A 24,829-nucleotide genomic window follows, 5' to 3' on the forward strand; every position below is an offset into this window, starting at 1 on the left:
CCTTTGAATTTATTATAAGTCAAAGAGCATCACCTGCCCCTGAACAAATTTAACCGGTTTACACTCAAGATTGCTGCAGACCGGGAAACAGGAATTGATGACCGCTGGAAAAGTCGTATTCCGGATGCTCCCAGGCGATCATCTTGCCCGGATTGAGAAGCCCTTGAGGGTCAGCGCGTTTCTTGAAGGCAAGTTGAACCTCGTCCGTTTGCTTCATCCCTCCTTCTTCAAGCGTGTAGCGGTGCGGATTGAAGATGGGGCATCCATTGTCTTCGTGAAGACGGATGATTTCGTTCAACCGCTCTTCCGTGGAATACCGGACAATCGGCAATCCAAAGCAGGTGATGTTGCCGTCGAAGCGTACAAACTCCAGGTGACCGGGCAGTTCGTCTCCAAACATTTCGTGCATTTTCCGCACCAGTTCCACCTGGTTCGGGAACGGATAGAGCACCTGCAGATAGGTGATCGTCGGATCGACTCTCAACCCTCTCAAGGTCGTGTGGTTCCAGGAAAGTTCATAGGCAGGCGGCAAACGCTTCCTTTCTTCTTCCGAGGCCTTGTCCGAGCGATACAGGACCTCTCCCTTCCCATGGCGCTGTGTGAAGGCGGCAAATGCATCCATCGCAAAGGGGGCTACCATGAGCACAGCAACGGACTGATTCTTGCGGATGAACTTCTGATGCCTGAGGAAGTAGTCATGCGGCACGGGAGCCGCAATTGGCGCCACATTCTTCAAAAGCAGACCATCCAGATTTGCCAGTTCGTTGGAATAGGTAGCTGCGTCCATGAAGTCGTCAAAGCCGACCAGAACGTCCACCCACTCATAGCTGGCCGTCAACGGCATCTCCACTTCCGTGATGATGCCGTTGGTGCCATAGGCATGCATCACTTTCTGCAGATCATACCCGGACAGCTCCAGAACCTGAGGCTCAGCTTCCATCGTCAGGATGCGCAATTTGATCACGTTACCGAGGTCTCGCAAACCGCCCCAGTTGATCGATCCCACGCCTCCTGAACCGCCGGCAATGAACCCACCGACTGTTGCCGTCCGATGGGTTGAAGGATGCAGCCGAAGTTCCTGACCGGAATGAAACTTCGCTGCGGTGTCGATGTCCGACAGGATTGCCCCGGCTTCAGCAACAACAGACCCGTTCGATATTTGCTTGATGGCGTTCATCTCAGCCAGATTGAGCACGACGCCACCCGACAACGGCATCGCCTGACCGTAATTGCCCGTCCCTGCCCCGCGTGTCGTCACCGGAACACCGGCCGCATAACACGCCTTCAGCACCTGAACGATCTCATCTTCCGACTTGGGAGTGACCACCAGATCGGCGGTCACGTTTTCCAGCTTTTCCTTCAGCACCGGCGAATACCAGAAGAAATCACGGCTCTTCTGCTTCACGATCTGCGGATTATCCTCAATTTGCAGACCATCGAGTTCAGATTTCAAGGTGGCAATGGAACTCATGACTGGACCTGCCCTTTCTGCATGAGGTGATCTAATTCGCGGTAGTCGGGCAGTGTCCGATCAATACTGTATCCGCCCCGAACAACATCGCGCGGCCCCGCCGGGCGTGACAGCAATTCGTTCCAGTTTCTGGCACGCAAGAGGATCAGGTCGGCTGCGCCGCCCAGGCTCAGGCTGCCGTGCTCAACGCCCATCAGCGCTGCCGGGGTTGTAGTTACGCTGCGGATCCAATCATCAATCGGATGATCCAACTGCAAAATTCGGGTCGCCTGCGTATAGACTTCGATCAGATCAAGGTCTCCGTATGCATAAAACGGATCCCTTGTATTGTCCGACGCCACAGCAACCCTGATGCCTCGCGCTCGCATTTCGTGAAGGAGCGTAACGCCCCTGCGGCGTGGCGTGCGCCCGGCCATGCGGTCCTGGAGGTACATGTTGCACATCGGAAGAGTGACGACCGCCACCTCTGCTTCGGCAAGCAGGTCCAGAGTGCGATCGACATCAACATCCTCATGCATCGACAGGGAACAACAATGACCGCAGACGATCTTTCCCTTGTATCCCAACCTGAGTGACGTCTCAGCGATATGGCGCAGCGTAACGGCGGATGGATCGAGCGTTTCATCGACATGGAAATCCAGGTCCAGCCCTCGCTTCATTGCGGCCCTGAAAACACTTTCCAGATGCCGGTCAAGATCGTCGACCATGTAGGTCACGGCCCCCATCACACCACCGGCAGCCGCAACCCGGTCGGCCACAGGTTCCAGATAGGTTTCATCCGTCAGCAACCTGTCGATACCGAAAAGGCAGACAGCCTGCAGATCTATCCGCCCTTTCCACTCCTGACGGATTTCCTCAAAAAGAGGCCAGCTGATTGTTTCCTGAGGCGGAACGCTGTCGAGATGGGTGCGAATGGCTGACGTGCCATGAGCGAATGCTGACTTGAGGGAAAACTCCATGCGGGCCCACACATCATCTGCCGACCAGTTAGCTTCCCTGTCGTCCCCGACAGCCTCCAGAGCTCCCATGAAAGATCCGTCCGGATTCGGTTTTCGCGGCCAGATTTGCCCCTTATCCAGATGAGTGTGCAGATCGACGAGTGTCGGCAGTACCATGCCGCCATCAAGATCGAACCGGTTGCCTGCACCTGCCAATGTCCCGGCGGGAGCTATTCGAGCAAGCTTTCCGGCCTCGATTTCCAGGTCGACCGAAAGCAGCTCATCAGAAGTTCCCGCAAGACTGCCCGTGATCAGGCACGCCGGCACGGTTGCATTTCCAAGAACCCCTGAACCGGTCAACGGCCTTGTAAGAACCTGTGTCATTTAGGCCTCCCGCTTCAGAGCACTTTCGTGCCACTTGCGCAGGAGCAGATGCGAAAGCAGGTTGGTCGTCAGGAAAATCAGGATGCCCGTGGCCGAAATCAGTGCCAGCGCAGCAAACATGCGAGGCATGTTGAGCCGGTAGCTGGATTCAAGGACCTGGTTTGCCAGACCCGAGCCCGAACCCGCAGTCCCGGCCACGAATTCTGCGACGATCGCACCGATCAGTGAAAGACCACCGGCAATCTTCAGTCCCCCAAGAAAATACGGCATGGCAGCCGGCAGACGAAGGTATCGCAATGTCTGCCAGCGGCTCGCTCCGTAAAGACGAAACAGGCTTTGGAGATTGTGATCTGCGGAATTCAGACCCAATGTCGTGTTCGAGAGGATGGGAAAGAACGCGACAATCCAGGCGCAGATCAACAGGCCGGCGGCGACGGAATCCACATAGATCAGGATCAGCGGTGCGATTGCGATGACCGGCGTCACCTGAAGAATGACCGCATAAGGAAAAAACGAAATTTCGATCCATTTGGACTGCGTGAACAACACCGCAAGACCCAGCCCGCCGAATGTCGCCAATGCCAGCGCACCAAACGTGATTTTCAATGTGTTGCCCAGCGCGGTGGCGAGGATACTCCAGTCTTCCATCAGCGTATGAAACACCAGTCCGGGCCGGGGAAGAATGTAATGGGCAATCTCATTCCAGACACAAAGCCGGTCCCACAGATAGACAGACAGTGTGAGTATGACGACCGGCAGGACCCACCGGCCAATCCTTTCTATCCGAACCGCCCTGGCGCGCCGGATTTCCTCCTTGTCGAGAGGAACCACCTGTTCGCTTTGGTCAAGAGCCTGCTTTTCGGCAATTGCCACTGTCATGTCAGTCTCCCTGTCCGCGACAGGGCGCTGGATCAAAGGTGATCACCGGCCCCCATCGCCGAATGCAATGCTTTGGAAACATCCCGGCAAAATCCGGAATAAACAGAAGATGTTCGAAAATTTTCGTCGCGCGGATACGGCGCATCGATTGCCATATCGTTCACTACCCGCCCCGGCCGGGCGGCCATTACGACGATCCGGTTGGAAAGATAGACAGATTCAAAGACAGAATGGGTGACGAAGACGACCGTCCAGCCGAAGGTTTCCCAAAGATGCAGGAGGTCGTTGTTCAGCTTGAACCGGGTAATTTCGTCAAGTGCCGCAAACGGTTCGTCCATCAACAGGATTTTCGGCCGGGTGATCAAGGCACGTGCAATTGAAACACGCATCTTCATTCCGCCCGACAATTCCCGCGGATAACTTTGAGCAAACTGCTCCAGGCCAACCATCTGCAACGCTTCCATCACCCGGTCATGTGCCGCCTTTTTCGATACGCCCTTCAGGCGCAGCGGCAGCCAGACATTGCCGAAGACAGTCGTCCACGGCATCAGGGTCGGCTCCTGAAACACGAAACTCAGCTCGTGGTCCTTTTGCTTGCCGGTCTCCTGTGGCCACTCGACCCTGCCCGAGGTCGGACTGACAAGGTTGGTGATGATGCGCAGCGCAGTCGACTTGCCACAGCCTGAGGGCCCCAAGAGAGAAACGAATTCCCCCTCGCGAATGTCAAGCGACAGGTCGTTGAGCGCCACCGTCCCGTTGGAGAACGTCTTGCAGATCCCGTTCAGGGAGACAATGGCGGAGCGCTCCGCCGGAGTGTTTAGCATGTTGTTTTGTACCATGGCCGTCATTGAATCACCGTCCGGCCATGGTTGCATTTTTTCCGCACATCACGAAGCTGTCCCGACCTATTTGCCTTCCAGCTTCTTCTTCAGATCAAGGCCGACGCCCTTGTTCACGAACTGAAGCGTGTAGGATTTCGTGTAATCAACGTCACTGTTGACCACTCCGGCCGCGACCATCTTCTCAAAGAAGGACTTGTTGCGTTCATCGCTCATGGCGCCAATGCCGAGTGTCAGCGCATCACCGCTGTCGACAATGCCGAATTCCCTGAGCTTGTTGATGGAAAACTCCAATTGACCGTCGGACATGCCCGGGTTGTCCTTCTTGATCATCTCCAGGGCCTTGGAATTGTCTCCATAGAGGAAATTGACCCAACCGGTCGCTGACCCGTCAACAAAGCACTGAACGACTTCAGGCTTCTTTTCGACAAGTTCAAGTGTCGTCTCGACCGTCGTGGAGTAGGTATCGTAGCCGTAGTCGGCGATCAGGAAGATATTCGGCTCAAACCCGCCCTCGGTTTCGATGGCATAAGGTTCGGAGGTCACATAACCCTGCTGTCCGATCCGCTTGTCTGCCAGGAACGGCGCCGAGTTGTAGGTGTAGGGACGCACCTGTTCATCGGTGAACCCGTACTCGGATTTCATCCATTGATAAAAGGAATTCAGTCCGCCCTTGCCTATCAGCAGGTTGATGCTTTTGAGGCTGTCCCAGGTATCCAGTCCCTGACCAGGGTGGGTCATGAGGATTTGAGGTTCTTTTTGAAAATGCGCAGCAACAACAGTCGTCGGAATGCCCTGCTCGATGGCGGAAAACGCCTGAAGCATGTTGCCACCCATGAGGAAGTCGATTTTTCCGACAGGCAGAAGGATGCGATTGTTCGCTTGAGGACCGCCCGGCTTGATTTCAACCTCGATACCGCAAGCTTCGTAAGTCCCGTCGGCGACAGCCTGATAGTAACCGCCGTGCTCTGCCTGAGCCACCCAGTTGGTGCCGAAAGTGACCTTTTCAAGCGCGTGCGCGCTCGTCGACATCATCAGCAAAAGTGATGCAATTCCGATTTTTCTAGAAAGTTCCATCAGTCCGCCTTCCCCTTTTTCTTCGAGCACCGCGCAGGTCAATCTGCCCACAACGGGCCGAATGCTCTGCCGCTGTGCCTTCAAGAGGCCCTAAGAGCGGAACAGCAAAGTGAGCCGAGGTCCCCAGACCGCTGGCTCGCTTAGATATGTTGCCTGCGATTGATGCCGCACGCAACAATTGAACATTTACACATCGACCTCGCCATGTCAGCATAAAAAGTAGTCATGACTACATTTTCAGCAACAGCGAACAATTTGCGCAGCAGCGCAATTCACACAAGGCCTCAGCGCCGATTAGACTTAAGCTCCTTTCAAGACAGGATTGTGAATTTTGACGAGAACACACACTCCAAGTGACATCCGCGCGCCCTTTGCCAGGTACAGTCATGCAGTCGAAGTTCCACCGGGACACCGGCTTCTCGTGGCTTCGGGTCAGCTGGGCATCTCCCCTGATGACGAGGTTCCAGCGGACATCGAAAGCCAGACAAGACAGTGTTTTGAGAATGTGAAAGCCATCCTGCGCGATGCCGGCATGGAAATGGGCGACATTGTTCGGATCAACGCCTTTGTCACGGACCGCCGCCACCTGCAGGGCTACATGAAAACACGTGATGAGTTTATAGCCTCGCCGCCACCTGCCTCAACGTTGATGATCGTCTCCGGCTTTGCCAGGGAGGAGTTTCTGGTTGAAATTGAGGTTCTTGCTTCAGCTGAGTAAAGAGATGATTTTTCCGTATTTTGAGAGAATTTTCTAATGAATCAGATTAAGTTGCCGAAACCCTTCTGGTACGAAATGACGACGACTGACTTCAGCGCTCCGTCCACAAGGGACTGGATCGCTGTTTTGCCGGTCGCCGCAATCGAACAACACGGGCCACACCTACCTGTTTTTACCGATACTGCGATCGCTGAGGGCCAGATCCGGCGAGTGGTGGAGCTTTTGCCGGAAGACTTGCCGGTAACTTTTTTGCCGGTTCAGGCGGTCGGCAAATCCAACGAGCATGTTTCTTCGCCCGGCACCCTCACCCTTACCTGGGAAACCGCTATCAAGGCCTGGTTGGAAATCGGAGACAGCGTTGCAAGGGCCGGTGTTCGAAAACTCGTTCTGATGAATTCGCATGGTGGCAATGTGCCGATGGTTGATATCGTCACCCGCGAACTACGCGTCCGGCACAACATGCTGGCGGTCGGATCAGCCTGGGCCCGTTTCGGCCAACCTGAAGGTGTCTTTTCAGATCACGAAATGACCTTCGGCATCCATGGCGGCGATGTTGAAACATCCATCATGCTGCACCTGCACCCCGATCTTGTCCGCATGGACAAGGCGGAAGACTTCAAGTCTGTACAGGAAAAACTTGTTGAGGATTTCCAGCACTTGCGCGCGCACGGTCCACATCAGCTCGGCTGGAAGGCACAGGACCTCAACACGGCGGGAACGGTTGGCAACGCCTCCATCGCGACGGCTGAAAAGGGTAAAAAGTCTCTGGATCATGCAGCGCAGGGCTTTGTTGAGCTCCTCTCGGACATTCACGCATTTGATCTGAAAAGGCTCTGGAAGGACGATTGACACGGAGGCATCGTAACGACAGACATTGAGGCCTTCTTCTCGAAATCAGGCACAACGAAACGCATGACAGAAAGAGCGCGTTATCAGGACGTCATTGAAAATCTGAGATTGCTGTATCGCCTGAGTGAATTCAATCCGGTCGTTATAGGCACACCTCCGCTCGGTATCGCCATAGAATCAAGCGATATCGATATTGCCTGCTCAGCCGAGGACCTGAGTCATTTCGGCAATACTGTGAAGCTTCAGTTCGGCGACCTGCAAGAGTTCCGCCTGCGCTCTGTCGATCATCTTTCCAACCCGGCCGTCGTGGCTTCCTTTATAGCCTTGGACTGGCAGATTGAACTGTTCTGCCAGGAGCTGGAAACCGACGACCAATGGGGTGTCCGGCACTTTCGTGTTGAGCAGAGACTTCTAACGATCGAACCTGAATTGCGCCGCGAAGTTCTTGAACTCAAACAACAGGGGCTGAAGACAGAGCCTGCCTTTGCCCATCTCCTCAAGCTGCCTGGGAACCCTTATGAAGCGATGCTCGACCTGGCAGAAAACTCGGACGGGGAGCTAAGGGAAATCATCAACCACAGGAGCCAATCAGATCCGAGACCGAACTCAGAAACTCAATAAAGGCTGCTAACGCTTTTGGTGATTTGGTGCGGGCGACGGGACTCGAACCCGTACAGCCTAGGGCCGAGGGATTTTAAGTCCCTTGTGTCTACCAGTTCCACCACGCCCGCTTGTTCCTTTCACCTAGCTGCGTTGGAAAAATTTCGCAAGCGCGCCTGAACAGAAATCCGGACAGTTCAGGGAAGTTTCCACTTCCTCGTCATTTTGCTCCAACTGGAACTGGAAATTGACGCCGCCGGACGGTATGTCATCAGATAAGCAAATAGAAATTCACTGCGCACGCCTCTCTTCGACTTTGCGGAGGTTGCGACACCCAAGTGCGAGACACGGTACCCCATGGTCAGCTATATCGATGCCGCTGAAGCCCCGTTGAAGAACACAGGACAGGTTCGCCTCTACGGCCCTGACGATTTCGAGGGCATGATGCGCGCCGGCCAGTTGACCGCCGCCTGCCTCGATGAACTGGCCGGTATCGTCAAGCCGGGAACGACCACCCAGGAAATCGATGACTTCGTTTATCAGTATGGCATGGATCACAATGCGATCCCGGCAACGCTGAATTATCGCGGTTACACCAAATCAAGCTGCACCTCGATCAATCATGTTGTTTGCCACGGCATCCCGAACAACAAGGCCCTGAAAGAAGGTGACATCGTCAATATCGACGTCACTTTCATTCTTGACGGCTGGCACGGCGACAGCAGCCGCATGTATCCGGTCGGCAAGTTGAAACGGGCATCGGAACGACTGATCGATGTCACCTACGAGTCTCTCATGCGCGGGATCGAGGCTGCCAAACCGGGCAACACGACCGGCGATATCGGTGCGGCTATCCAGACCTATGTCGAGGCGCAGCGTTGTTCTGTGGTTCGCGATTTCTGCGGTCACGGGCTGGGGCTGTTGTTCCACGATACGCCCAACATTCTTCACTACGGTCGCCCGGGCGAAGGCGTTGAGTTGAAACCCGGCATGATTTTCACCATCGAGCCCATGGTCAATCTGGGCCGACCGCACGTGAAGGTTTTGAGCGACGGCTGGACCGCCGTAACCCGTGACAGATCGCTTTCAGCACAGTTTGAGCACTCCATCGGCATAACTCCGGACGGATGTCAGATCTTCACCACTTCCCCCAAAGGCATTCACAAGCCGGGACGCTCAACCGACTAGGAGTTTCATGAAGGATCCAGAGCCCGGCGCCACGGACAAACTCAAGGCAGCAGGTCACAAAGGGCATCGGCAAAGACTGCGGGAACGGTTCCGTAAAACCGGCGAGCAAGGGCTCGCCGACTATGAGCTTCTGGAGTTCTTGTTATTCTCCGCCCTTCCGCGGCAGGACACGAAGCCGATAGCGAAAGCGCTTCTACAGCGCTTCGGCTCATTCTCTGCCGCACTGGCTGCGCCAAGAGAACGCCTGAAGGAAGTCGCCGGACTGTCCGACATCAGCGTTGATACCCTGCAGGCCATCCATGCAGCGATCATCCGTTACCATCGTGCCGAACTCAACGAACGCCAGTTGCTGGACTCCTGGTCCAAGGTAATTGAATACCTTCAGGCGTCGATGGAATTATCCACCGTCGAACAATTCCGAATTCTGTTCCTGGACAAGAAAAACGGTCTAATTGCCGACGAAGTTCAGCAAACAGGAACGGTTGATCACACACCGGTCTATCCGCGTGAAGTCATCCGCCGGGCCCTTGAGCATTCCGCAACGGCCCTCATTCTGGTTCACAACCATCCGTCGGGTGATCCGACACCCTCGCGCGCCGATATCCTGATGACCCAGAAGATCATCGAGGTCGCCAAACCTTTGGGGATCGAAGTGCACGATCACATCATTGTCGGATTGAGAAGCAATGTCAGCTTCCGTGGACTTCAGCTGATCTGATCTTGGAAATACTCGGGCTCCAATCATCGATCAACAGGGATTACTGAAGCAGAAACGCGCTGCCGCGACGAGACGTCATTCCAATTTACCCTTATTTTACTAAGATCTTGCGGGTTTCTTTAACCAGCGCGTGCGATGCTTGGATCAAATCAACTGAGCTCGTGTATGTACAATTCGACTAAAAATTCCGGCGGCCATATCGCCAACACGATCGTCGTTCCGATGATCGCTGTTGTGCTTGTCTCCGTGGTTGGAATTTTTGGTGTCATGCACTGGAGCGCCCGTATTTCGGACGAAAGTGCAGCCCATTCTCAGTACCGTCTCATCGACGGCGCGCTCCAGCTGATGCAGAACTACATGGTGAAGCAACAGACCGGTGTCGTGATCTGGGATGAGGCATTTGTTGAGGTGAATGATCCGGACCCGGACGAAGGCTGGATCTTCAACAACATGATGCACTGGTTGTTTCAAAATCACGGTTTCTCGAAATCGATACTTGTGAACCGCGATCTGGAAGTGCAACAGGCGTATGCTCAGGATTACACGATCAAGTGGCTGTCCGAGGATCTTCTGGAAGAGCTGACACCTGTCGTCAGACGCGTTCGGGCGCGTTACATCATCTCGTTCAAGAAAACCCCTTCGGGACTGTACAGTTTTGTTCCGCGAAGCAGCAACTCCCGTCAGGCGATTGCTGAAACAGGCATCGTTGCGCTTGCTGGAGACCCCTATCTGTTCAGCGCAGCTGCTGTCATGCCCCAGATTCAGTCCATTTCCCCGGTCAGAAAACCGCCTTCGGTCCTGATCAGCATGGTCCCGCTACGGGGTGAAAAACTGAAGGAAATCGCTGAAATGTCGCGCCTTCAGGGACTGGTTCTGGCCAATCTGCAAAACACCCGGGAAGGTGTCGGTCGATTTGAGTTGCTATCACCTCAAAAGCGGAACGCGGGTGTTGTCGCCTGGCAGACCAATCAGCCCGGCAGCCAGATGCTTCAACGCGTCAACCCGTTCCTGGCCCTCGCAGCTTTCATGATGGCCGCTGTTGTCATCGCCGTCACCATCTTCACCCGGCAAATGACCAAACGCCTTGCCCGCAGTGAAGCAAAGGCCGTCCATGCATCACGTCATGACGCCCTTTCCGGCCTTCCGAACAGAACCCGGTTCCACACGCTGTTGACCGACACCCTGCGCGACGGCGTCCAGAAGGACACGAAAACAGCAGTGGTCTATATCGACCTTGATCACTTCAAGGATATCAACGACACACTCGGTCATTCTGCGGGAGACAAGGTGATCGTCGCCGTTGGTGAACGTTTGCGGCGTGTCATTCCCGACAGCGGTATCGTTGCCCGGATCAGCGGCGACGAGTTCGCCATGGTCATTCGCGACAGCAAGGACGACGAATGGCTGGAATACATTCTGGATCAGGTTCAGGACGAAATCAGCCGCCCGATAAGGATCGGCAGCCGGGAGTTGTTTGCCAGCCTCTCCCTTGGCGTCGCGGTGGCACCGCGCGACGGCGACGATCCCGACGAACTTCTCCGCAAGGCGGATATTGCGCTTTACGATGCCAAGGCGAACGGCCGTAACAGACGCTCGTTCTTTGAACCCACGATGGAACACCACGTGCAGTCGAAGGACAAAATGTCCCGTGAACTGCGGCTTGCGTTGAAAAATGACGAACTGGATCTTGCCTATCAACCTCAGTCAGACACCGATGCCAAGCGCATCGTTTCGGTCGAGGCCCTCGCCCGCTGGACAAAGACAGACGGAACCACGGTTTCACCTGCACAGTTCATTCCGGTTGCAGAAGAAACCGGCCTGATCAACGATCTCGGCCTATGGGTGTTGAACAAGGCGTGTGCAAAAGCCCACGATTGGCCGGGTGTGACAGTTTCCGTCAACGTCTCACCCAATCAGTTCAAGCATCCGCGCTTCGTTGAAAAAGTGATGGCAATTCTGGCAGCCAACAATTTACCGCCTCAACGGCTCGAGCTTGAAGTAACCGAAAGTGTCTTTGCCGGACGCAATGATTCAGTTCTGCAGGCCTTGCGCAGGTTGAAGAACCTTGGCGTCAAGGTTGCCCTGGACGACTTCGGCTCAGGCTATTCCAGCTTGAGTTATTTGCGCCGGTTCCCCTTTGATACGCTCAAGATTGACCGCGATTTTGTCTCCGACATGAACGGCAATCCGGAAGCAGAGGCTATTCTGGTCTCGATTATCCAGCTGGGCAAGGCTCTCGGCATGACGATTGTCGCAGAAGGGATTGAAACAGTTGAGCAGATCCGCTTCCTGCAAGCTCACCGCTGCCACCGGATGCAAGGGTTCTTCATTTCCAGACCGTTGACCGACAGGGCATTGGGCAGGTTCCTTGAGGATTTTCACGGCCCCAACAGCACCGGGTTTGGAACAGACCTCAGCTATCAACCGCTCACGGCCAAGGGTTGACCTGAACAAGCAGACTGTCTCTACAGACTGAGCCGCTGACCAATCTTTTCCGAAAACTCGAAAAAGCTTCCGAAAGGGCGAACTTGCGCTTGTTCCAGCCACGGATTGTCCCGGTCTGAACTGGCCAGATCGAGGCCCATCTGTCCAAACGCTCTTCTCACCATGTCTTCGAACCAGGTCACATGTTGCCGGCGGCGCCGGAGTTCAACCACCCCCTGCTCTGCCAGATACGCCTGATGTTTTCCTGCGTGAGTGACAAGATCTGAAACACCGGCACCGGTCTGGGCGGATACTTCCGACACCGGAACGGTCCAGGTATTGCCATCAGCGCTCAGGGAAAGCGCACCGACCACGTCTGACGCGGCTCTGCGTGCCAACGCGCCCATGTCAGCCTTTGTCACTGCGACAATGTCAGGCAGCTCCATAATGCCGGCTTTCATGAATTGCAGACTGTCGCCGGAACCGGGTTGAACGCACAGCACAACCGTATCAACGGCCTGCTTCAGATCCCCTTCGGACTGGCCGATACCGACTGTTTCGACAATGACTAGATCGCACACGGCCCGTAACAGCGCAATCGCGGCAACGGTATGATCGGACAATCCGCCCAACCGGTCTCTGGCTGCCATGGAGCGCACGAAAACTTGGTCGTCCTCCGGATCGGTCTTCAACCGGGTCCGGTCACCTAGAAGAGCGCCCCCGGTAATCGCGGATGATGGGTCGATTGCCAGCACGGCGACCCGTTTTCCGTCCTTGCGATAGGTCTTGATCAGCGCATCGGTCAGGCTCGATTTCCCGACACCCGGAGGTCCTGTCAGCCCAAGAACATGCCCCTTCTGAAACGCACAGATACTATCGAGAAAGGCTGCTGTTTCCTCGTCGCCGGCTTGCGTTTCCAGCCGCGTCAGAACGCGCGCGAGCTGCCTTTTGCCCCCTGCGCGCAGTTCTTCCAACGTGGGAAATGCGACGTTCAAACCTCACTCCCCGAACAGAACACTGCGTTCAAATCCGACATTCAGCCGGTCTTCTTGTGCTTCAGCGCGGCCTGCGCTGCAGCAAGCCGCGCGATCGGCACCCGGAATGGCGAGCACGATACATAGTCAAGGCCGACGGTTTCACAGAAGGAAATGGACGACGGGTCGCCACCGTGTTCGCCGCAGATGCCAAGCTTGATGTCTGCGCGGGTCGACCGTCCCCGCTCCACACCGATCTTGATCAGTTCGCCAACACCTTCCTGATCGAGGGAAACGAAGGGATCCTGCTCCATGATGCCGCGACTTTGATACGTTCCCAGGAACGAGGCCGCGTCATCGCGCGAAATACCGAACGTGGTCTGCGTCAGATCGTTGGTGCCGAAGGAGAAGAATTCCGCAGACTGTGCGATCTCCGCAGCCTTCAACGCTGCCCGGGGCAACTCAACCATCGTCCCGACCTGATAGGAGATCTCGGTACCTGTTTCCTCAGCCACGGCTTTGGCCATGTCCTCGATGTTCTGACGCACCAGATCCAGCTCACCTTTCAGCCCAACCAGCGGTACCATGATTTCCGGAACGACCGGCGCACCGGTGGACTTCGCCGCCTCGACGGCCGCTTCAAAAATGGCGCGTGCCTGCATTTCCGCGATTTCCGGATAGGAAACCAGCAGGCGACAGCCGCGATGGCCGAGCATGGGGTTGAATTCCTCAAGCGCCAGGGCGCGGTCGCGCAGCAGGTCAGGGTCGGCTCCCATAGCCTTGGCGACTTCTGCAAGTTCTTCATCCGACTTCGGCAGGAATTCATGTAGCGGCGGATCCAGCAGGCGGATCGTAACTGGCAGACCATGCATGATTTCAAACAGATCGGTGAAATCCTTGCGCTGCATCGGCAACAACTTCGCCAAGGCAGCACGCCGCCCTTGCGAACTGTCGGCAAGGATCATCTCGCGTACGGCGATAATCCGCTCGCCTTCAAAGAACATGTGCTCCGTACGGCACAGGCCAATTCCTTCGCCGCCAAATTCACGGGCAACCTTCGCATCCTGCGGTGTCTCCGCATTGGTGCGAACGCGCATCCGACGGACGCTGTCCGCCCACCCCATCAAGGTGCCGAAGTCGCCGGAAAGCGTGGGCTGAAGCATTTCCACCTCGCCGCCCAGCACCTGACCGGTTGCACCATCAATCGTGATGACATCGCCTTCCTTGAGCTGGCGGCCAGCGGCGTTGATGACGCCGTTGCGATAATCAATGCGCAGCATGCCGGCGCCGGCGACGCACGGTTTTCCCATTCCCCTGGCAACCACAGCTGCGTGGCTGGTCATGCCACCACGGCTCGTCAGAATGCCTTCTGCTGCATGCATGCCGTGAATGTCTTCAGGGCTTGTTTCAACCCTAACCAGAATGACCTTGCGGCCCTCGGCCTTGGCCTTTTCTGCGTCTTCGGATGTAAACACAATCACACCCGAGGCGGCCCCCGGTGATGCCGGCAGGCCTGTGGTTACAATGTCCCGCTCGGCCTTGGGATCGATGGTCGGGTGCAGCAGTTGATCAAGCGCTGCCGGTTCGACACGGCCGATTGCTTCTTCTTCGCTCAAAAGCCCTTCTTCAACCATGTCGACGGCAATCTTGAGCGCAGCTTTCGCGGTCCGTTTGCCAGCGCGGGTCTGCAGCATCCAGAGCTTGCCCTGCTCAATGGTGAACTCCAGATCCTGCATGTCCTTGTAATGAGCTTCAAGCTTGGCGCAGTAGGTCTGGAATTCGGCGAACGCCTCCGGCATCAGCGCTTCGAGGGACGGACTTGTGGAACCTGCTTCGGTCCTCGCCTTTTCAGTGATGTCCTGCGGTGTCCTGATGCCGGCAACAACATCCTCGCCCTGGGCGTTTACAAGGAACTCGCCGTAAAGAGCGTTTTCACCCGTGGAAGGGTTTCGTGTGAAAGCGACCCCCGTGGCCGAGCTTTCACCCATGTTGCCGAACACCATTGCCTGCACGTTGACGGCTGTTCCCCAGGAACCGGGAATGTCATGAAGGCGGCGGTAGGTTACGGCGCGTGGAACCATCCAGGAACTGAACACGGCTCCGATCGCACCCCAAAGCTGCTCCTGTGGATCCTGCGGGAACGGCCTCTCCAGCTCCTCCTGGACGATTTCCTTGAACTTCTCGATGATTCCGAGCCACGCATCGGCATCGATTTCGGTATCGAGCGTCAGTTCGTTGCGCTCTTTGTAGTCTTCCAGAATTTCCTCGAACTCATGGTGATCGAGCCCGAGCACCACATCGGAATACATCTGGATGAAGCGGCGATAACTGTCATAGGCGAAGCGGCGGTCGCCGGCTTCCCTGGCAATGGCCTCGACTGTCTGATCGTTCAGGCCAAGGTTCAGGACCGTATCCATCATGCCCGGCATCGAAACTCGTGCACCCGAACGGACCGACACCAGAAGCGGGCGCTCAGAATCACCAAACTTCCGGCCAGTGATTGCGCCGATTTTATCCAGCGCTTCGGAAACTTCATTCGCGAGGGCTTCGGGATAGGACTTCCCGTGCTCATAATACCAGGTACAGACTTCAGTCGTGATGGTGAAACCAGGAGGTACCGGCAGGCCCAGGCTGCTCATTTCGGCAAGGTTCGCACCCTTACCACCGAGCAAGTTGCGCATTTCAGCTTTACCTTCCGCAGCTCCATTGCCGAAGCTGTAGACCCACTTGGCCATTAGTCACTCTCCTCGCCTCGTGCAGGGAACGCCTCGCGTCCCTTTATTTTGCACTGCACATTCCTGCTACGGCAAAGGATCAGCTTCAAGCCCTTTTTGGTAGAAACCCGTATCTCTTGGCCATAAGTCGCAGGATTTCCGACGCTCAGCAAAATCAAATGGATTTAAACCGACAGAAAGTTATCCCGGCCTCCTTGCCGCACAGCCTTAAAGACGCCATTGTCAAAGGCAATAAGCAACAAATCAAACTGCTACTGACGAGAAGTGCGAGGAATGATGATACGAGTGACCAGCGCCGTTTCCCGAGTGGATCGCAGGCCCTTCAAGCTGAAGCTGCTTTCGCTGGTCAGCGCAATCGCCCTCTTTCCGGCTGCCGCACACGCTGAAACCTCAGCAACCACTCAAACTTTCGGCACTCCGGCGGATCTGCCCTTCACACTATCGGGCAGCTACCTTTCCGGCCGTCTTGCCGGCTTTCAGAAAGACTACGGCCACGCGGCCGCATTCTACGAAGAGACACTCGCGGCAGACCCGACAAACACCATGTTGTTGGAGCGAACCTTCCTGCTGAAACTGGCAAACGGCGACGTTGAGCAGTCCGTCCTTTATGCCGCGGATCTGGAAGAAGCCGGTCTTCAGAATTTCCTCGCGCAGCTTGCCCTGGGCGGCAAGCAGATGGTGGACGGCGACTATCAGGAGGCCGATGCCGCCCTGTCCAAGGGGCGCAATGGTCCCCTCGCCCAACTTTCCATCGGAATTTCAAGAGCTTGGGCTCTCTATGGAAGTGGCAAGATCGATGAAGCCGTCAAGGTTATCGACGACTTGAGCGGACCGGAGTGGTTCGAAGTCTTCAAGGCGACTCACAAGGCGCATCTTCTGTTTGCAGCCGGGCGCAACAAGGACGCTCTGGAAGCCGCCGAAGCCGCATACGCAATCGATCAGGGCGCGATCCGGGTGGTGGACGCCTATGCTCGTATTCTAGCGGCAAATGGTCGTCAGCAAGATGCCGTCGCCGCGCTGGATCTTTATGACGAACAGTTCCGGGGCCACCCCAAGCTGGACCAGACGCGCGAAATCCTTGAAAGCGGGTCAGTCATTCCGCCGATGGTGACCGATCCGGCCGAAGGCATGTCAGAGATTCTCTACGGTCTTGGAGCTGTCATCGGGCGCGACGGTGGTGAGGAGCTGTCAACATCGTACCTGCAGCTTGCCCTGTTCCTGGACCCCAATGCCGAGTTTGCTGCAATTGCTCTCGGCAGCGTTTTTGAGCGCATGGAACAGCCTGAACGTGCCATCGAGGCACTGATGAAGGTACCGGACGACAGCGTCCTGAAACGTGAAGCCGAGATTCAGGTCGGGCTCAACTACAATACGCTCGAGCAACTTGAGGATTCCCGTTCGCATCTCGAAGCTTTGATCAAGCAGGACCCGTCGGACCTGGAAGCGGCAATCGCGCTTGGCAACATTCTTCGCTCTCACGAAATCTATGAAGATGCCGAAGAGATCTACACCAAGGGTCTCGATTCGATTTCCGAACTGGCAAGAGAGCATTGGCTACTGCTCTATTTCCGCGGCATCAGCCGCGAACGCCAGGGCAAATGGGAACTGGCCGAAGAGGATTTCCGCAAGGCTCTGGAACTCAACGAAAATCAACCGTTGGTGCTCAACTACCTCGGCTATTCCCTCGTTGACCAGGGCCTCAAGCTTGATGAAGCGCTCGAGATGATCAAGACGGCGGTAGAGCTTCGCCCGACGGACGGGTACATCGTCGACAGTCTGGGCTGGGTCTATTACCGCCTTGGACGCTACGAAGACGCGGTCAAGGAACTGGAGCGGGCCATTGAGCTTCGTCCTGCAGATCCGGTGATCAACGATCATCTGGGAGATGCCTACTGGATGGTGGGACGCCGCAACGAGGCTCGCTTCCAGTGGAATCATGCCCGGGATCTCGGTCCTGAGGAGAAAGAGCTTCCCAAGATCCTCGACAAGATCGCAAACGGAATGAAGGATCCTTCGGTCACCGATGCGGCCAAGGCCGACACGGACAAGAACGGCGGTTAACCGGAACCTGACATGGCGCACGACACGCAGTCCGCGCTTCGGGTGGAGCTTGCCCGGGCCAAAGTCAATTTGGCGTTGCACATAACCGGGCAACGGCCGGACGGGTATCATCTCCTCGATTCCCTGGTGGTCTTTCCTCAGATCGGAGACCGTGTTGCACTGGAGCCGGCCGGAAGCCTCGACTTGAGGCTTGAAGGCCCTTTCGCCCGTGACCTTGATGGCCCCTCTGAAAACAACTTGATCCTGAAGGCTGTCCGCGCGTTTGCCGAGAGCGCCGGTATTCCTGTTCCCAATGTTCGCCTGACGCTCACGAAGCGCCTGCCCGTCGCTTCAGGGATCGGTGGCGGTTCGAGCGACGCCGCTACCACACTTCGTCTGCTGGAGGACTTTTCCGGCAGTTACCTTCCCGAGGAAACACTGCACGCACTAGCGCTTTCACTTGGGGCCGATGTTCCGGTCTGTCTGTTTCCCGAACCACAGATCATGCGCGGGATCGGAGATGAACTGTCGCCCGGGCCGCAGCTTCCGGTCTGCGGCATCGTCCTGGTCAATCCCAAGGTGGGTGTCTCAACACCGGACGTATTCAAGAACATGTCCAAGCGCGACAATCCGCCATTGCCCGATCTGCCCGAACGGTTCAGTTCGGTCGCTCAACTGACAGAGTGCCTTGCCGATTGCCGGAACGACATGCAGGATCCCGCTGTCTCGTTGTGTCCGGAAATAGGTAAGGTTCTGTCGGCACTCGAGGCCGATACGCGAATTGCATTCGCACGTATGTCCGGCTCCGGTGCAACGTGCTTTGGCTTGTGCGAACTGCGCGATGCGATGGACATCGAGCGGCAACTCAGAACAGCTCATCCGGGATGGTGGATCGCCTCCGGTTCCTTGTCCTGACGCAAAAAAACCGCCTCCAGGTGGAAGCGGTTTCTTGTATCTGCTTTCAGATCGTCTGACTTGTCAGCTCACCCGTGAAATACAGAACGAAACGGCATCCGCCATCGCATCATTATGCGCCCCGGCGGGAAGTGTCTCCAGTGCTTTCAATGCCTTGGCGCCATAGTCCCGTGCTCTGGTGACCGTATCTGCGAGAGCGTCATATTTCTTGAGCAGTTCGATCGCCTGCTCCAGATCGCCGTCTTCAATTTCATCACCTTCAAGGCATCTCTTCCAGAATGCCCGATCGGCGTCCGATCCCCGCGCAATGGCCAATACAACCGGAAGCGTGATCTTGCCTTCGCGGAAATCGTCGCCGACATCCTTGCCGAGATCCGCTGATGAACCGCCATAATCAAGGGCGTCGTCGACGAGCTGGAAAGCATAGCCGAGTTCCATGCCGTAGGTGCGGGCAGCCAGCTTCATATTGTCGCTTTGCCCTGCGATGACCGGGCCAACTTCCGCCGCCGCAGCAAACAATGCCGCGGTCTTGGCTTCGATCACCCGAAGATAGTCCGCTTCGCTTGTCTCGATGTTCTTGGCTGCCCCCAGCTGCAGAACCTCACCTTCGGCAATCACGGCAGAGGCCGTCGACAGAATGCCAAGTGCTTCGAGCGACCCGACATCCACCATCATCTTGAAGGCCTGACCAAGCAGGTAGTCGCCCACAAGAACGCTCGCCTGGTTTCCCCACAGCTTGCGCGCTGCAAGTTTCCCACGACGCATATCGCTTTCATCCACGACGTCATCGTGCAGCAAGGTTGCGGTATGCATGAATTCCACGCTCGCAGCCAGTACGACGTGCCCGCTCCCCTGGTATCCGAACATATCCGCGCAAGCCAATGTCAGCATTGGCCGCAGACGCTTGCCGCCGGATGAAATCAGATGTTTGGCGATCTCCGGAATCAGCTCTACGTTGGAGCCTGCCTTGGAGAGGATCAGTTCATTGACATCCGCCATGCCCCCAGACACAAGGTCCACAAGAGACTGTATGCTTGGACGGCGCTCTTGATTGTCAGAATATGTTGCGACAACGGCCACTAATGGCACTCCCCTGAATATTTGTGCGGACAATATGGCGCGAACGCCTCCGGGGCAAGACGGCAATCCGTTGACAAACTGTTGAAATGCCACAAACAGCTGGTTTTGCTGTAAATGAAATTCTCAAGGCACACACTCGTGCCCCCAATCGCTGTGATGCTAACGCCGGGAAACATATGGAAGAACTTGTCAGAACCAATGACCCTGTCCTCATCTCCTTTCTAGAATCGATTCTGGAGGAGGCCGGCATCAAACATTTTGTCGCAGATGGAAACATGAGCATTCTGGAGGGATCTCTTGCAATGATCCCACGGCGGATCCTGGTGGACTCGGACCAGATACAGATTGCACGCAAACTGGTTCGTGACGCAGGACTGGAACACGAGCTTCGGCCGGAAAGTGGGCAAACCTGAGATGACGGAGCCGCGGACTTCGGACGAATGCGACGTTACACACGACGCGTTTCTGGGCGGACAAGTCTATGTGCACCAACCCAAGCGTGGCAGGCACCGCGCCGGGCTTGATGCCGTCTATCTGGCCGCAGCACTGCCGGACGGCACGCGGGGACATGTTGTCGACCTTGGCGCAGGTGTCGGCACGGCAGGTTTTTGTGCGGCCGCGCGCCTGGCAGACATCTCTGTGACGCTTGTCGAAATTGATCCGGCCGTACTCAGGCTTGCACAAGAGGGCTTGCAGGACCCTCACAACGCCGCGTTCGCGAAAAGGGTCGCCCTTCTGGAAGCGGATATTACGGCCAAGGGCAATCTGCGTCACGCTGCAGGTCTGAAGCCATCCATGGCGGACCACGCAATCATGAACCCGCCCTACTACGAAGCCGACAGGTTCCGTGCTTCCCCGAAATCGGCGCGAGCCGGCGCGCACATGCTGGATGATCGCGGCCTGGAACCTTGGGCAAAGACGGCGACAGATATTGTGAAGGATGGAGGCAGCCTTACAATCATCTTCCGGGCCGACGGTTTGCAGGAACTCTTGAATGTCCTGCAGGGAAGATTTGGCGCAATCGATGTAATCCCGTTGCGTCCTCGCCCGGATGCGGCAGCAACCCGGGTACTGATCCGGGCCATTCGCGCCAGCAAGGCGCCACTCCGGCTGATGCCGGGCTTCGTGCTTCATGAGGGCGGCGGCTCGGATTTCACCCCTCAGTCGAAAGGCGTCATGCGTGATGGCAAGGGCCTTGGCTTGCCGCTTCGGCGCTGACTGGTCAGTGGATCACGATTTCTCCGTTCGCATACCTGAAGTCCACCGGCTCGATCAGGTTCTGATGAGCCACGCGCACTGAATGTATGCGGCCGTCAATTTCCTTTTCCCAAAAGTCCAGGAACCGGTTCAGTTCAGGAAACCGGGGCGCAAGATCTTCGGTCTGCCAAAGGAAGCTCTGAAGCAGTTTTGGGTGATCCGGGAGCCGGTAGAGGATCTCGGCCGTCAATAAACCATATCCCAGGAGCCGTTTTTCAAAGTCTAAGCTTGTTTTCATGCGATCTCTTTCCTTTCCCACATAGAAAGAGTGTCATGGAAACCTGCTTCTCCAAAAACAAATTTGGACAAAGATTGTTTATAAGCGAAAATTTAGCAGCACTCGCAAAAGACTGCTAACAGAATACTATTCGATAACTCGGGAAAACTTCAATTGGACTGGATGGTGGTCAAATATCCCAAAAATGCGTCGATGTCATCCGGTTCGAAGGCAAATTCCGGCATGTTGTCATGTGCGGTCACAATGCCTTCAGCCAGCGGCTCTTCCAGACTCTCCAGCGGATAGAGCTTGGAAAGGTCCCGAAAGGCAGGTGCACCGGATTGCGCACTTTCGTCATCTGTCCCGACGGCATGGCAGGTCGCACAATAGATTTCCGCCAGCTCCTGCCCTGTCGCAACACTGACCGGATCGGTCGGATAGGGGTCTTCAGCGGCGATGGCTGGTGCACAAAAGGCAGTTATCATTACGCAGAGGCAAACCGGTTTCAAAAAGGTCACGTCCCTCTCCCTCCCTTGAATCTCCCTACCGTTCTATAAAAGTTTCGAAGATTCGCACATTAGGGAGACCACGTGGGCATGTTCTCTCGGCAACTTTGCCTATATAACCCGTGTGACCTACCCGTCCGCTGGAGGATTTATGACACGAACGCCCCTTCCCGCTTCAATCGACGAAACCCTCGCTCTGATGGACCAGGCCGGTTATGTCGCAGACAGGTCCCTGGCGACAGTCTTGCATCTGGCCCTCAGGATGAACCGCCCCCTGTTTCTGGAAGGCGAAGCCGGCGTCGGCAAGACCGAAATTGCCAAGGTCCTATCCACCACACTCGGCCGTGATCTCATTCGTCTCCAGTGCTACGAAGGCCTTGATGTTGCTTCGGCCGTTTACGAGTGGAACTACCAGGCCCAGATGGTGGAAATACGTGTGGCGGAAGCTGCCGGAGACACAGACCATTCCGAACTTTCCAAATCGATTTTTGACGAACGTTTCCTGATCAAGCGTCCTGTCTTGCAGGCACTTGAACCGACGCTCGGCGGCTCACCGGTTTTTCTCATCGATGAGCTTGACCGGGCTGACGAGGCTTTTGAGGCCTTCCTGCTGGAGGTGCTCGCCGATTATCAGGTTTCCATTCCCGAACTTGGAACGGTCAAGGCTTCGGAACCACCGATCGTTATCATTACCACCAACAGAACCCGCGAAATTCACGACGCCCTGAAACGGCGCTGCCTGTACCACTGGGTCGACTATCCGGATGCAGAACGTGAACTGGAAATCGTTCGCCGCAAGGTACCCGGCGCAGCCGAAAGACTTGCCTCGGAAGTCGTCGCGTTCGTTCAGAAACTGCGTTCACAAGAAGATCTGTTCAAGCAGCCTGGTGTGGCAGAGACCCTGGATTGGGCGACGGCTCTTTCCGAACTCAACGAAATTGCCCTTGATCCGGACATGGCGTCAGACACGCTCGGGGTACTCCTGAAGTATCAGGACGATATTGAGCGGGTTCGTGGCTCCAAGGTTCGCCACATGATTGACGAGCTCCGCAAGGAAGCTCCGCACCCGCAGTCCATGCCTGCAGTCTAGATATCGTTTCACAGACATGACTTCGACCGCAGCCCGCTCCCGGATAACAGACAACATCGTCTACTTCGCCCGCACATTGCGAAAGGCGGGCGTACCTGTCGGTCCCGCCTCCGTGGTCGATGCGGTGAACGCTGTTGAAGTGTCAGGCATCGAGAGCCGTGACGATCTCTATTGGACGCTTCACGCGGTTTTCGTGCGCAAGCACGAACACAAGGTGCTGTTTGACGAAGCATTCCGCATTTACTGGCAAAGCCGAGGCCTGATCGAGAAGATGCTTGCCATCCTTTCTCCAGTTGCCCCTCCGCGTGGTGCACCAGAAAAGCCGAAGGCCGGACAGACGAGAGTTTCGCAGGCATTTCAGGCAGCCCAGGATCGGGTTGCCGAAGAAACCGTTCCGGAAATCGAGGTGGATGCCAAGTTCACTGTCTCCGGAAAGGAGCTGCTCCAGAAAAAAGACTTTGCCCAGATGACCGCGGAAGAGGTTGAGGAGGCCAAACGGGCGCTCAAATCCATGGTGATGCCAATGGACAGGATCAGGCTCCGCCGACTCAAATCCGCATCCAGAGGCCGGATCGATCCACGCCAGACAATGCGCGCCTCGATGCGCGCCGGCGGTGAGATAATTGACATGAAGTACAGGAAGCCGGCCGAAAAGCGCCCGCCTTTCGTGGTCTTGTGCGATATCTCAGGTTCAATGAGCCAATATTCCCGATTGCTTCTGCACTTTCTGCACGGCATTACGGCGGAGCGGCGCGATGTACACACTTTCCTGTTCGGCACGCGGCTGACAAATGTCACGCGCCAGCTGCGGATGAAAGATCCCGATGAAGCACTCGACGCCTGTTCTGACGGTGTCGAAGACTGGTCAGGCGGCACCCGGATTGCATCGGCCCTGCATGATTTCAACCGTCATTGGTCGCGCCGCGTGCTCAGCGGCAATCCGACCGTTCTTCTGATCACTGATGGTCTGGAACGAGACACGGACGAAGACCTGGAAAGAGAAATGGACCGCCTGCACCGTTCCTGTCGCCGTCTCATCTGGCTCAATCCCCTGCTCCGTTTTGACGGGTTTGAAGCCAAGGCGCGCGGCATTCGCGCCATGCTGCCGCATGTGGATGAGTTCCGCGCAGCTCATTCCCTCGATGCTGTCGCCGATCTTGCAGCAGCGCTGTCAGGAACGAGCGGAAACTCTGGCAAAACGAGCCCGAGGAATTGGCTCTAGATTTTACATGAGGTCGTAGGTGGCGAAAAAAAGCCTTTCTCAAATCGAGCGTGATGTGCTCACCGTGTCAGACATCTATGCCGAAAGGTTTCAGATTGAACGCAGCAATGCCTGGTACCTTGCCAAGCTGACTGAAGAACTCGGGGAACTCGCATCTGCTGACCTGAAGTGTGCGGGGAATGCCAGATCCTCAGGAAAATCCAGGCAGGATCTTGAAGACGAACTGGCAAACGAGGCGGCGGACCTTTTCGCGCATATCCTGTTGTTCTGCAGAAACCGGAACATCAACCTGGAGCAGGCGCTGGAGCGCAAGTGGCTGAAGTATCTTCCGGTTTCTCAATCCTAAGCTCCAATCCCACCGGCTGGAACGTCAGCTTTCCTTCCGGTAGAGGATCGTGCCGCGTTGGTTGATCAACAGCACTTCGCCCGAGACAGGATGGACATAAACTTCAACGCGCTGTCCTTCAGGGGTGGTGCCGTACACTTCCCAACATCCCCCGTCTTCTTTCATCCGCCTAACGTCCCAGCCCTCCGCGGTCAGTTTGGCCGTTACTTCAGATTCAGAAAGCCAGGCGGACTTTTCGGTCGCCTCACATTCGAACAGGCCGGTTGCGGAAGCCGGAATGGTGAAAAACCAAACGATAAGTGAATAGGCTATGTGGAGTGTGTAGTTCATCACGTATCCTTTCCCGTGTGTGAACGAAGATT

24 protein-coding genes and 1 tRNA gene are annotated in these 24,829 nt (G+C 56.1%); 13 read left to right on the forward strand and 12 right to left on the reverse strand.

Annotated elements, in window-relative coordinates:
* Positions 1 to 64 precede the first annotated feature (64 nt).
* The 5 genes from ABLO27_RS14200 to ABLO27_RS14220 all read right to left on the reverse strand — a co-directional run bounded on the left by ABLO27_RS14200 (position 65) and on the right by ABLO27_RS14220 (position 5,588).
* A complete protein-coding gene (locus tag ABLO27_RS14200) occupies positions 65 to 1,471 on the reverse strand; it encodes an FAD-binding oxidoreductase (protein ID WP_353033600.1) in 1,407 nt (468 codons plus the stop codon).
* On the reverse strand, positions 1,468 to 2,793 hold the full coding sequence (locus ABLO27_RS14205) for a cytosine deaminase (protein ID WP_353033601.1): 1,326 nt from the start codon (positions 2,791 to 2,793) through the stop codon (positions 1,468 to 1,470). Before ABLO27_RS14205 ends, ABLO27_RS14200 begins: the two co-directional genes overlap by 4 nt.
* Positions 2,794 to 3,672 carry an ABC transporter permease gene (locus ABLO27_RS14210; RefSeq protein ID WP_353033602.1) on the reverse strand — a complete coding sequence of 293 codons (879 nt, stop codon included), beginning with the start codon at positions 3,670 to 3,672 and terminating at the stop codon, positions 2,794 to 2,796.
* A gap of 32 nt (positions 3,673 to 3,704) precedes the next feature.
* Positions 3,705 to 4,511 (reverse strand): ABC transporter ATP-binding protein, encoded by an 807-nt coding sequence (locus tag ABLO27_RS14215; RefSeq protein WP_353035025.1) that lies wholly within the window; start codon positions 4,509 to 4,511, stop codon positions 3,705 to 3,707.
* Positions 4,512 to 4,577: 66 nt separating this feature from the next.
* The gene (locus ABLO27_RS14220) at positions 4,578 to 5,588 is read right to left on the reverse strand and encodes an ABC transporter substrate-binding protein (protein ID WP_353033603.1); all 1,011 of its coding nucleotides are present in this window, start codon (positions 5,586 to 5,588) and stop codon (positions 4,578 to 4,580) included.
* Positions 5,589 to 5,919: 331 nt separating this feature from the next.
* Between ABLO27_RS14220 and ABLO27_RS14225 the strand changes: the two genes are divergently transcribed.
* The 3 genes from ABLO27_RS14225 to ABLO27_RS14235 all read left to right on the forward strand — a co-directional run bounded on the left by ABLO27_RS14225 (position 5,920) and on the right by ABLO27_RS14235 (position 7,776).
* Positions 5,920 to 6,306, forward strand: a complete 387-nt coding sequence (locus ABLO27_RS14225; protein ID WP_353033604.1) for a RidA family protein — start codon at positions 5,920 to 5,922, stop codon at positions 6,304 to 6,306.
* A 36-nt stretch (positions 6,307 to 6,342) separates the two neighbouring features.
* Positions 6,343 to 7,155: a creatininase family protein gene (locus ABLO27_RS14230; protein ID WP_353033605.1), complete on the forward strand. Its 813-nt coding sequence runs from the start codon at positions 6,343 to 6,345 to the stop codon at positions 7,153 to 7,155.
* Between the two features lie 63 nt (positions 7,156 to 7,218).
* A complete protein-coding gene (locus ABLO27_RS14235; RefSeq protein WP_353033606.1) occupies positions 7,219 to 7,776 on the forward strand; it encodes a DUF4269 domain-containing protein in 558 nt (185 codons plus the stop codon).
* A 24-nt stretch (positions 7,777 to 7,800) separates the two neighbouring features.
* Here ABLO27_RS14235 and ABLO27_RS14240 read toward each other — a convergent pair.
* A tRNA-Leu gene (locus tag ABLO27_RS14240) sits at positions 7,801 to 7,886 on the reverse strand.
* Between the two features lie 226 nt (positions 7,887 to 8,112).
* Here ABLO27_RS14240 and map point away from each other — a divergent pair.
* From map to ABLO27_RS14255, 3 genes are all read left to right on the forward strand, one after another.
* Complete coding sequence (gene map / locus ABLO27_RS14245; RefSeq protein ID WP_353033607.1) at positions 8,113 to 8,943, forward strand: type I methionyl aminopeptidase; 831 nt, start codon at positions 8,113 to 8,115, stop codon at positions 8,941 to 8,943.
* Between the two features lie 7 nt (positions 8,944 to 8,950).
* Positions 8,951 to 9,661 (forward strand): RadC family protein, encoded by a 711-nt coding sequence (gene radC / locus ABLO27_RS14250; RefSeq protein WP_353033608.1) that lies wholly within the window; start codon positions 8,951 to 8,953, stop codon positions 9,659 to 9,661.
* Between the two features lie 165 nt (positions 9,662 to 9,826).
* Positions 9,827 to 12,106, forward strand: coding sequence for a bifunctional diguanylate cyclase/phosphodiesterase (locus ABLO27_RS14255; RefSeq protein ID WP_353033609.1), 2,280 nt, complete (start codon positions 9,827 to 9,829; stop codon positions 12,104 to 12,106).
* 20 nt (positions 12,107 to 12,126) lie between these two features.
* On the opposite strand, the gene ABLO27_RS14260 is transcribed toward ABLO27_RS14255, so the two are convergent.
* Together ABLO27_RS14260 and ppdK are read right to left on the reverse strand one after the other, a co-directional pair.
* The gene (locus ABLO27_RS14260; RefSeq protein ID WP_353033610.1) at positions 12,127 to 13,080 is read right to left on the reverse strand and encodes an ArgK/MeaB family GTPase; all 954 of its coding nucleotides are present in this window, start codon (positions 13,078 to 13,080) and stop codon (positions 12,127 to 12,129) included.
* 41 nt (positions 13,081 to 13,121) lie between these two features.
* Positions 13,122 to 15,794 (reverse strand): pyruvate, phosphate dikinase, encoded by a 2,673-nt coding sequence (gene ppdK, locus ABLO27_RS14265; protein WP_353033611.1) that lies wholly within the window; start codon positions 15,792 to 15,794, stop codon positions 13,122 to 13,124.
* Positions 15,795 to 16,067: 273 nt separating this feature from the next.
* Here ppdK and ABLO27_RS14270 point away from each other — a divergent pair, with 273 nt between their 5' ends.
* A complete protein-coding gene (locus tag ABLO27_RS14270; protein WP_353033612.1) occupies positions 16,068 to 17,855 on the forward strand; it encodes a tetratricopeptide repeat protein in 1,788 nt (595 codons plus the stop codon).
* Positions 17,856 to 17,867: 12 nt separating this feature from the next.
* On the forward strand, positions 17,868 to 18,749 hold the full coding sequence (locus ABLO27_RS14275) for a 4-(cytidine 5'-diphospho)-2-C-methyl-D-erythritol kinase (protein ID WP_353033613.1): 882 nt from the start codon (positions 17,868 to 17,870) through the stop codon (positions 18,747 to 18,749).
* Positions 18,750 to 18,812: 63 nt separating this feature from the next.
* Here the strand turns inward: ABLO27_RS14275 and ABLO27_RS14280 are convergent, their stop codons facing one another.
* Entirely contained in the window at positions 18,813 to 19,829 is a 1,017-nt protein-coding gene (locus ABLO27_RS14280; RefSeq protein ID WP_417714791.1) for a polyprenyl synthetase family protein, read from the reverse strand.
* Positions 19,830 to 20,005: 176 nt separating this feature from the next.
* Between ABLO27_RS14280 and ABLO27_RS14285 the strand changes: the two genes are divergently transcribed.
* Both ABLO27_RS14285 and ABLO27_RS14290 read left to right on the forward strand, forming a co-directional pair.
* A complete protein-coding gene (locus tag ABLO27_RS14285; RefSeq protein ID WP_353033615.1) occupies positions 20,006 to 20,242 on the forward strand; it encodes a DUF2007 domain-containing protein in 237 nt (78 codons plus the stop codon).
* 1 nt (position 20,243) lies between these two features.
* Positions 20,244 to 21,047, forward strand: a complete 804-nt coding sequence (locus tag ABLO27_RS14290) for a tRNA1(Val) (adenine(37)-N6)-methyltransferase (protein ID WP_353033616.1) — start codon at positions 20,244 to 20,246, stop codon at positions 21,045 to 21,047.
* Positions 21,048 to 21,051: 4 nt separating this feature from the next.
* Here ABLO27_RS14290 and ABLO27_RS14295 read toward each other — a convergent pair whose 3' ends face one another.
* The gene (locus ABLO27_RS14295) at positions 21,052 to 21,324 is read right to left on the reverse strand and encodes an usg protein (protein WP_353033617.1); all 273 of its coding nucleotides are present in this window, start codon (positions 21,322 to 21,324) and stop codon (positions 21,052 to 21,054) included.
* A 149-nt stretch (positions 21,325 to 21,473) separates the two neighbouring features.
* Positions 21,474 to 21,821 (reverse strand): c-type cytochrome, encoded by a 348-nt coding sequence (locus tag ABLO27_RS14300; RefSeq protein WP_353033618.1) that lies wholly within the window; start codon positions 21,819 to 21,821, stop codon positions 21,474 to 21,476.
* Positions 21,822 to 21,960: 139 nt separating this feature from the next.
* Here ABLO27_RS14300 and ABLO27_RS14305 point away from each other — a divergent pair, with 139 nt between their 5' ends.
* Genes ABLO27_RS14305 through ABLO27_RS14315 form a run of 3 tightly spaced genes read left to right on the forward strand, consistent with a single transcriptional unit; the run spans position 21,961 to position 24,467 of the window.
* Positions 21,961 to 22,899: an AAA family ATPase gene (locus ABLO27_RS14305; RefSeq protein ID WP_353033619.1), complete on the forward strand. Its 939-nt coding sequence runs from the start codon at positions 21,961 to 21,963 to the stop codon at positions 22,897 to 22,899.
* 16 nt (positions 22,900 to 22,915) lie between these two features.
* Positions 22,916 to 24,121: a vWA domain-containing protein gene (locus ABLO27_RS14310; protein WP_353033620.1), complete on the forward strand. Its 1,206-nt coding sequence runs from the start codon at positions 22,916 to 22,918 to the stop codon at positions 24,119 to 24,121.
* A gap of 19 nt (positions 24,122 to 24,140) precedes the next feature.
* Complete coding sequence (locus ABLO27_RS14315; protein ID WP_353033621.1) at positions 24,141 to 24,467, forward strand: pyrophosphatase; 327 nt, start codon at positions 24,141 to 24,143, stop codon at positions 24,465 to 24,467.
* Between the two features lie 24 nt (positions 24,468 to 24,491).
* Here ABLO27_RS14315 and ABLO27_RS14320 read toward each other — a convergent pair whose 3' ends face one another.
* On the reverse strand, positions 24,492 to 24,797 hold the full coding sequence (locus tag ABLO27_RS14320; protein ID WP_353033622.1) for a PepSY domain-containing protein: 306 nt from the start codon (positions 24,795 to 24,797) through the stop codon (positions 24,492 to 24,494).
* Between the last annotated feature and the right edge of the window lie 32 nt (positions 24,798 to 24,829).

The sequence above is a fragment of the Roseibium sp. SCP15 genome, from assembly GCF_040329435.1.
Classification (GTDB): Bacteria; Pseudomonadota; Alphaproteobacteria; order Rhizobiales; family Stappiaceae; genus Roseibium.

Excerpts from the sequence above, each read along its gene's own strand:
- ABLO27_RS14200 (WP_353033600.1), bottom strand. The coding sequence starts at position 1,471 with ATGAGTTCCATTGCCACCTTGAAATCTGAACTCGATGGTCTGCAAATT.
- ABLO27_RS14205 (WP_353033601.1), bottom strand. The coding sequence starts at position 2,793 with ATGACACAGGTTCTTACAAGGCCGTTGACCGGTTCAGGGGTTCTTGGA.
- ABLO27_RS14210 (WP_353033602.1), bottom strand. The coding sequence starts at position 3,672 with ATGACAGTGGCAATTGCCGAAAAGCAGGCTCTTGACCAAAGCGAACAG.
- ABLO27_RS14215 (WP_353035025.1), bottom strand. The coding sequence starts at position 4,511 with ATGGTACAAAACAACATGCTAAACACTCCGGCGGAGCGCTCCGCCATT.
- ABLO27_RS14220 (WP_353033603.1), bottom strand. The coding sequence starts at position 5,588 with ATGGAACTTTCTAGAAAAATCGGAATTGCATCACTTTTGCTGATGATG.
- ABLO27_RS14230 (WP_353033605.1), top strand. The coding sequence starts at position 6,343 with ATGAATCAGATTAAGTTGCCGAAACCCTTCTGGTACGAAATGACGACG.
- ABLO27_RS14235 (WP_353033606.1), top strand. The coding sequence starts at position 7,219 with ATGACAGAAAGAGCGCGTTATCAGGACGTCATTGAAAATCTGAGATTG.
- map (WP_353033607.1), top strand. The coding sequence starts at position 8,113 with ATGGTCAGCTATATCGATGCCGCTGAAGCCCCGTTGAAGAACACAGGA.
- radC (WP_353033608.1), top strand. The coding sequence starts at position 8,951 with ATGAAGGATCCAGAGCCCGGCGCCACGGACAAACTCAAGGCAGCAGGT.
- ABLO27_RS14255 (WP_353033609.1), top strand. The coding sequence starts at position 9,827 with ATGTACAATTCGACTAAAAATTCCGGCGGCCATATCGCCAACACGATC.
- ppdK (WP_353033611.1), bottom strand. The coding sequence starts at position 15,794 with ATGGCCAAGTGGGTCTACAGCTTCGGCAATGGAGCTGCGGAAGGTAAA.
- ABLO27_RS14270 (WP_353033612.1), top strand. The coding sequence starts at position 16,068 with ATGATGATACGAGTGACCAGCGCCGTTTCCCGAGTGGATCGCAGGCCC.
- ABLO27_RS14275 (WP_353033613.1), top strand. The coding sequence starts at position 17,868 with ATGGCGCACGACACGCAGTCCGCGCTTCGGGTGGAGCTTGCCCGGGCC.
- ABLO27_RS14285 (WP_353033615.1), top strand. The coding sequence starts at position 20,006 with ATGGAAGAACTTGTCAGAACCAATGACCCTGTCCTCATCTCCTTTCTA.
- ABLO27_RS14290 (WP_353033616.1), top strand. The coding sequence starts at position 20,244 with ATGACGGAGCCGCGGACTTCGGACGAATGCGACGTTACACACGACGCG.
- ABLO27_RS14295 (WP_353033617.1), bottom strand. The coding sequence starts at position 21,324 with ATGAAAACAAGCTTAGACTTTGAAAAACGGCTCCTGGGATATGGTTTA.
- ABLO27_RS14305 (WP_353033619.1), top strand. The coding sequence starts at position 21,961 with ATGACACGAACGCCCCTTCCCGCTTCAATCGACGAAACCCTCGCTCTG.
- ABLO27_RS14310 (WP_353033620.1), top strand. The coding sequence starts at position 22,916 with ATGACTTCGACCGCAGCCCGCTCCCGGATAACAGACAACATCGTCTAC.
- ABLO27_RS14320 (WP_353033622.1), bottom strand. The coding sequence starts at position 24,797 with ATGAACTACACACTCCACATAGCCTATTCACTTATCGTTTGGTTTTTC.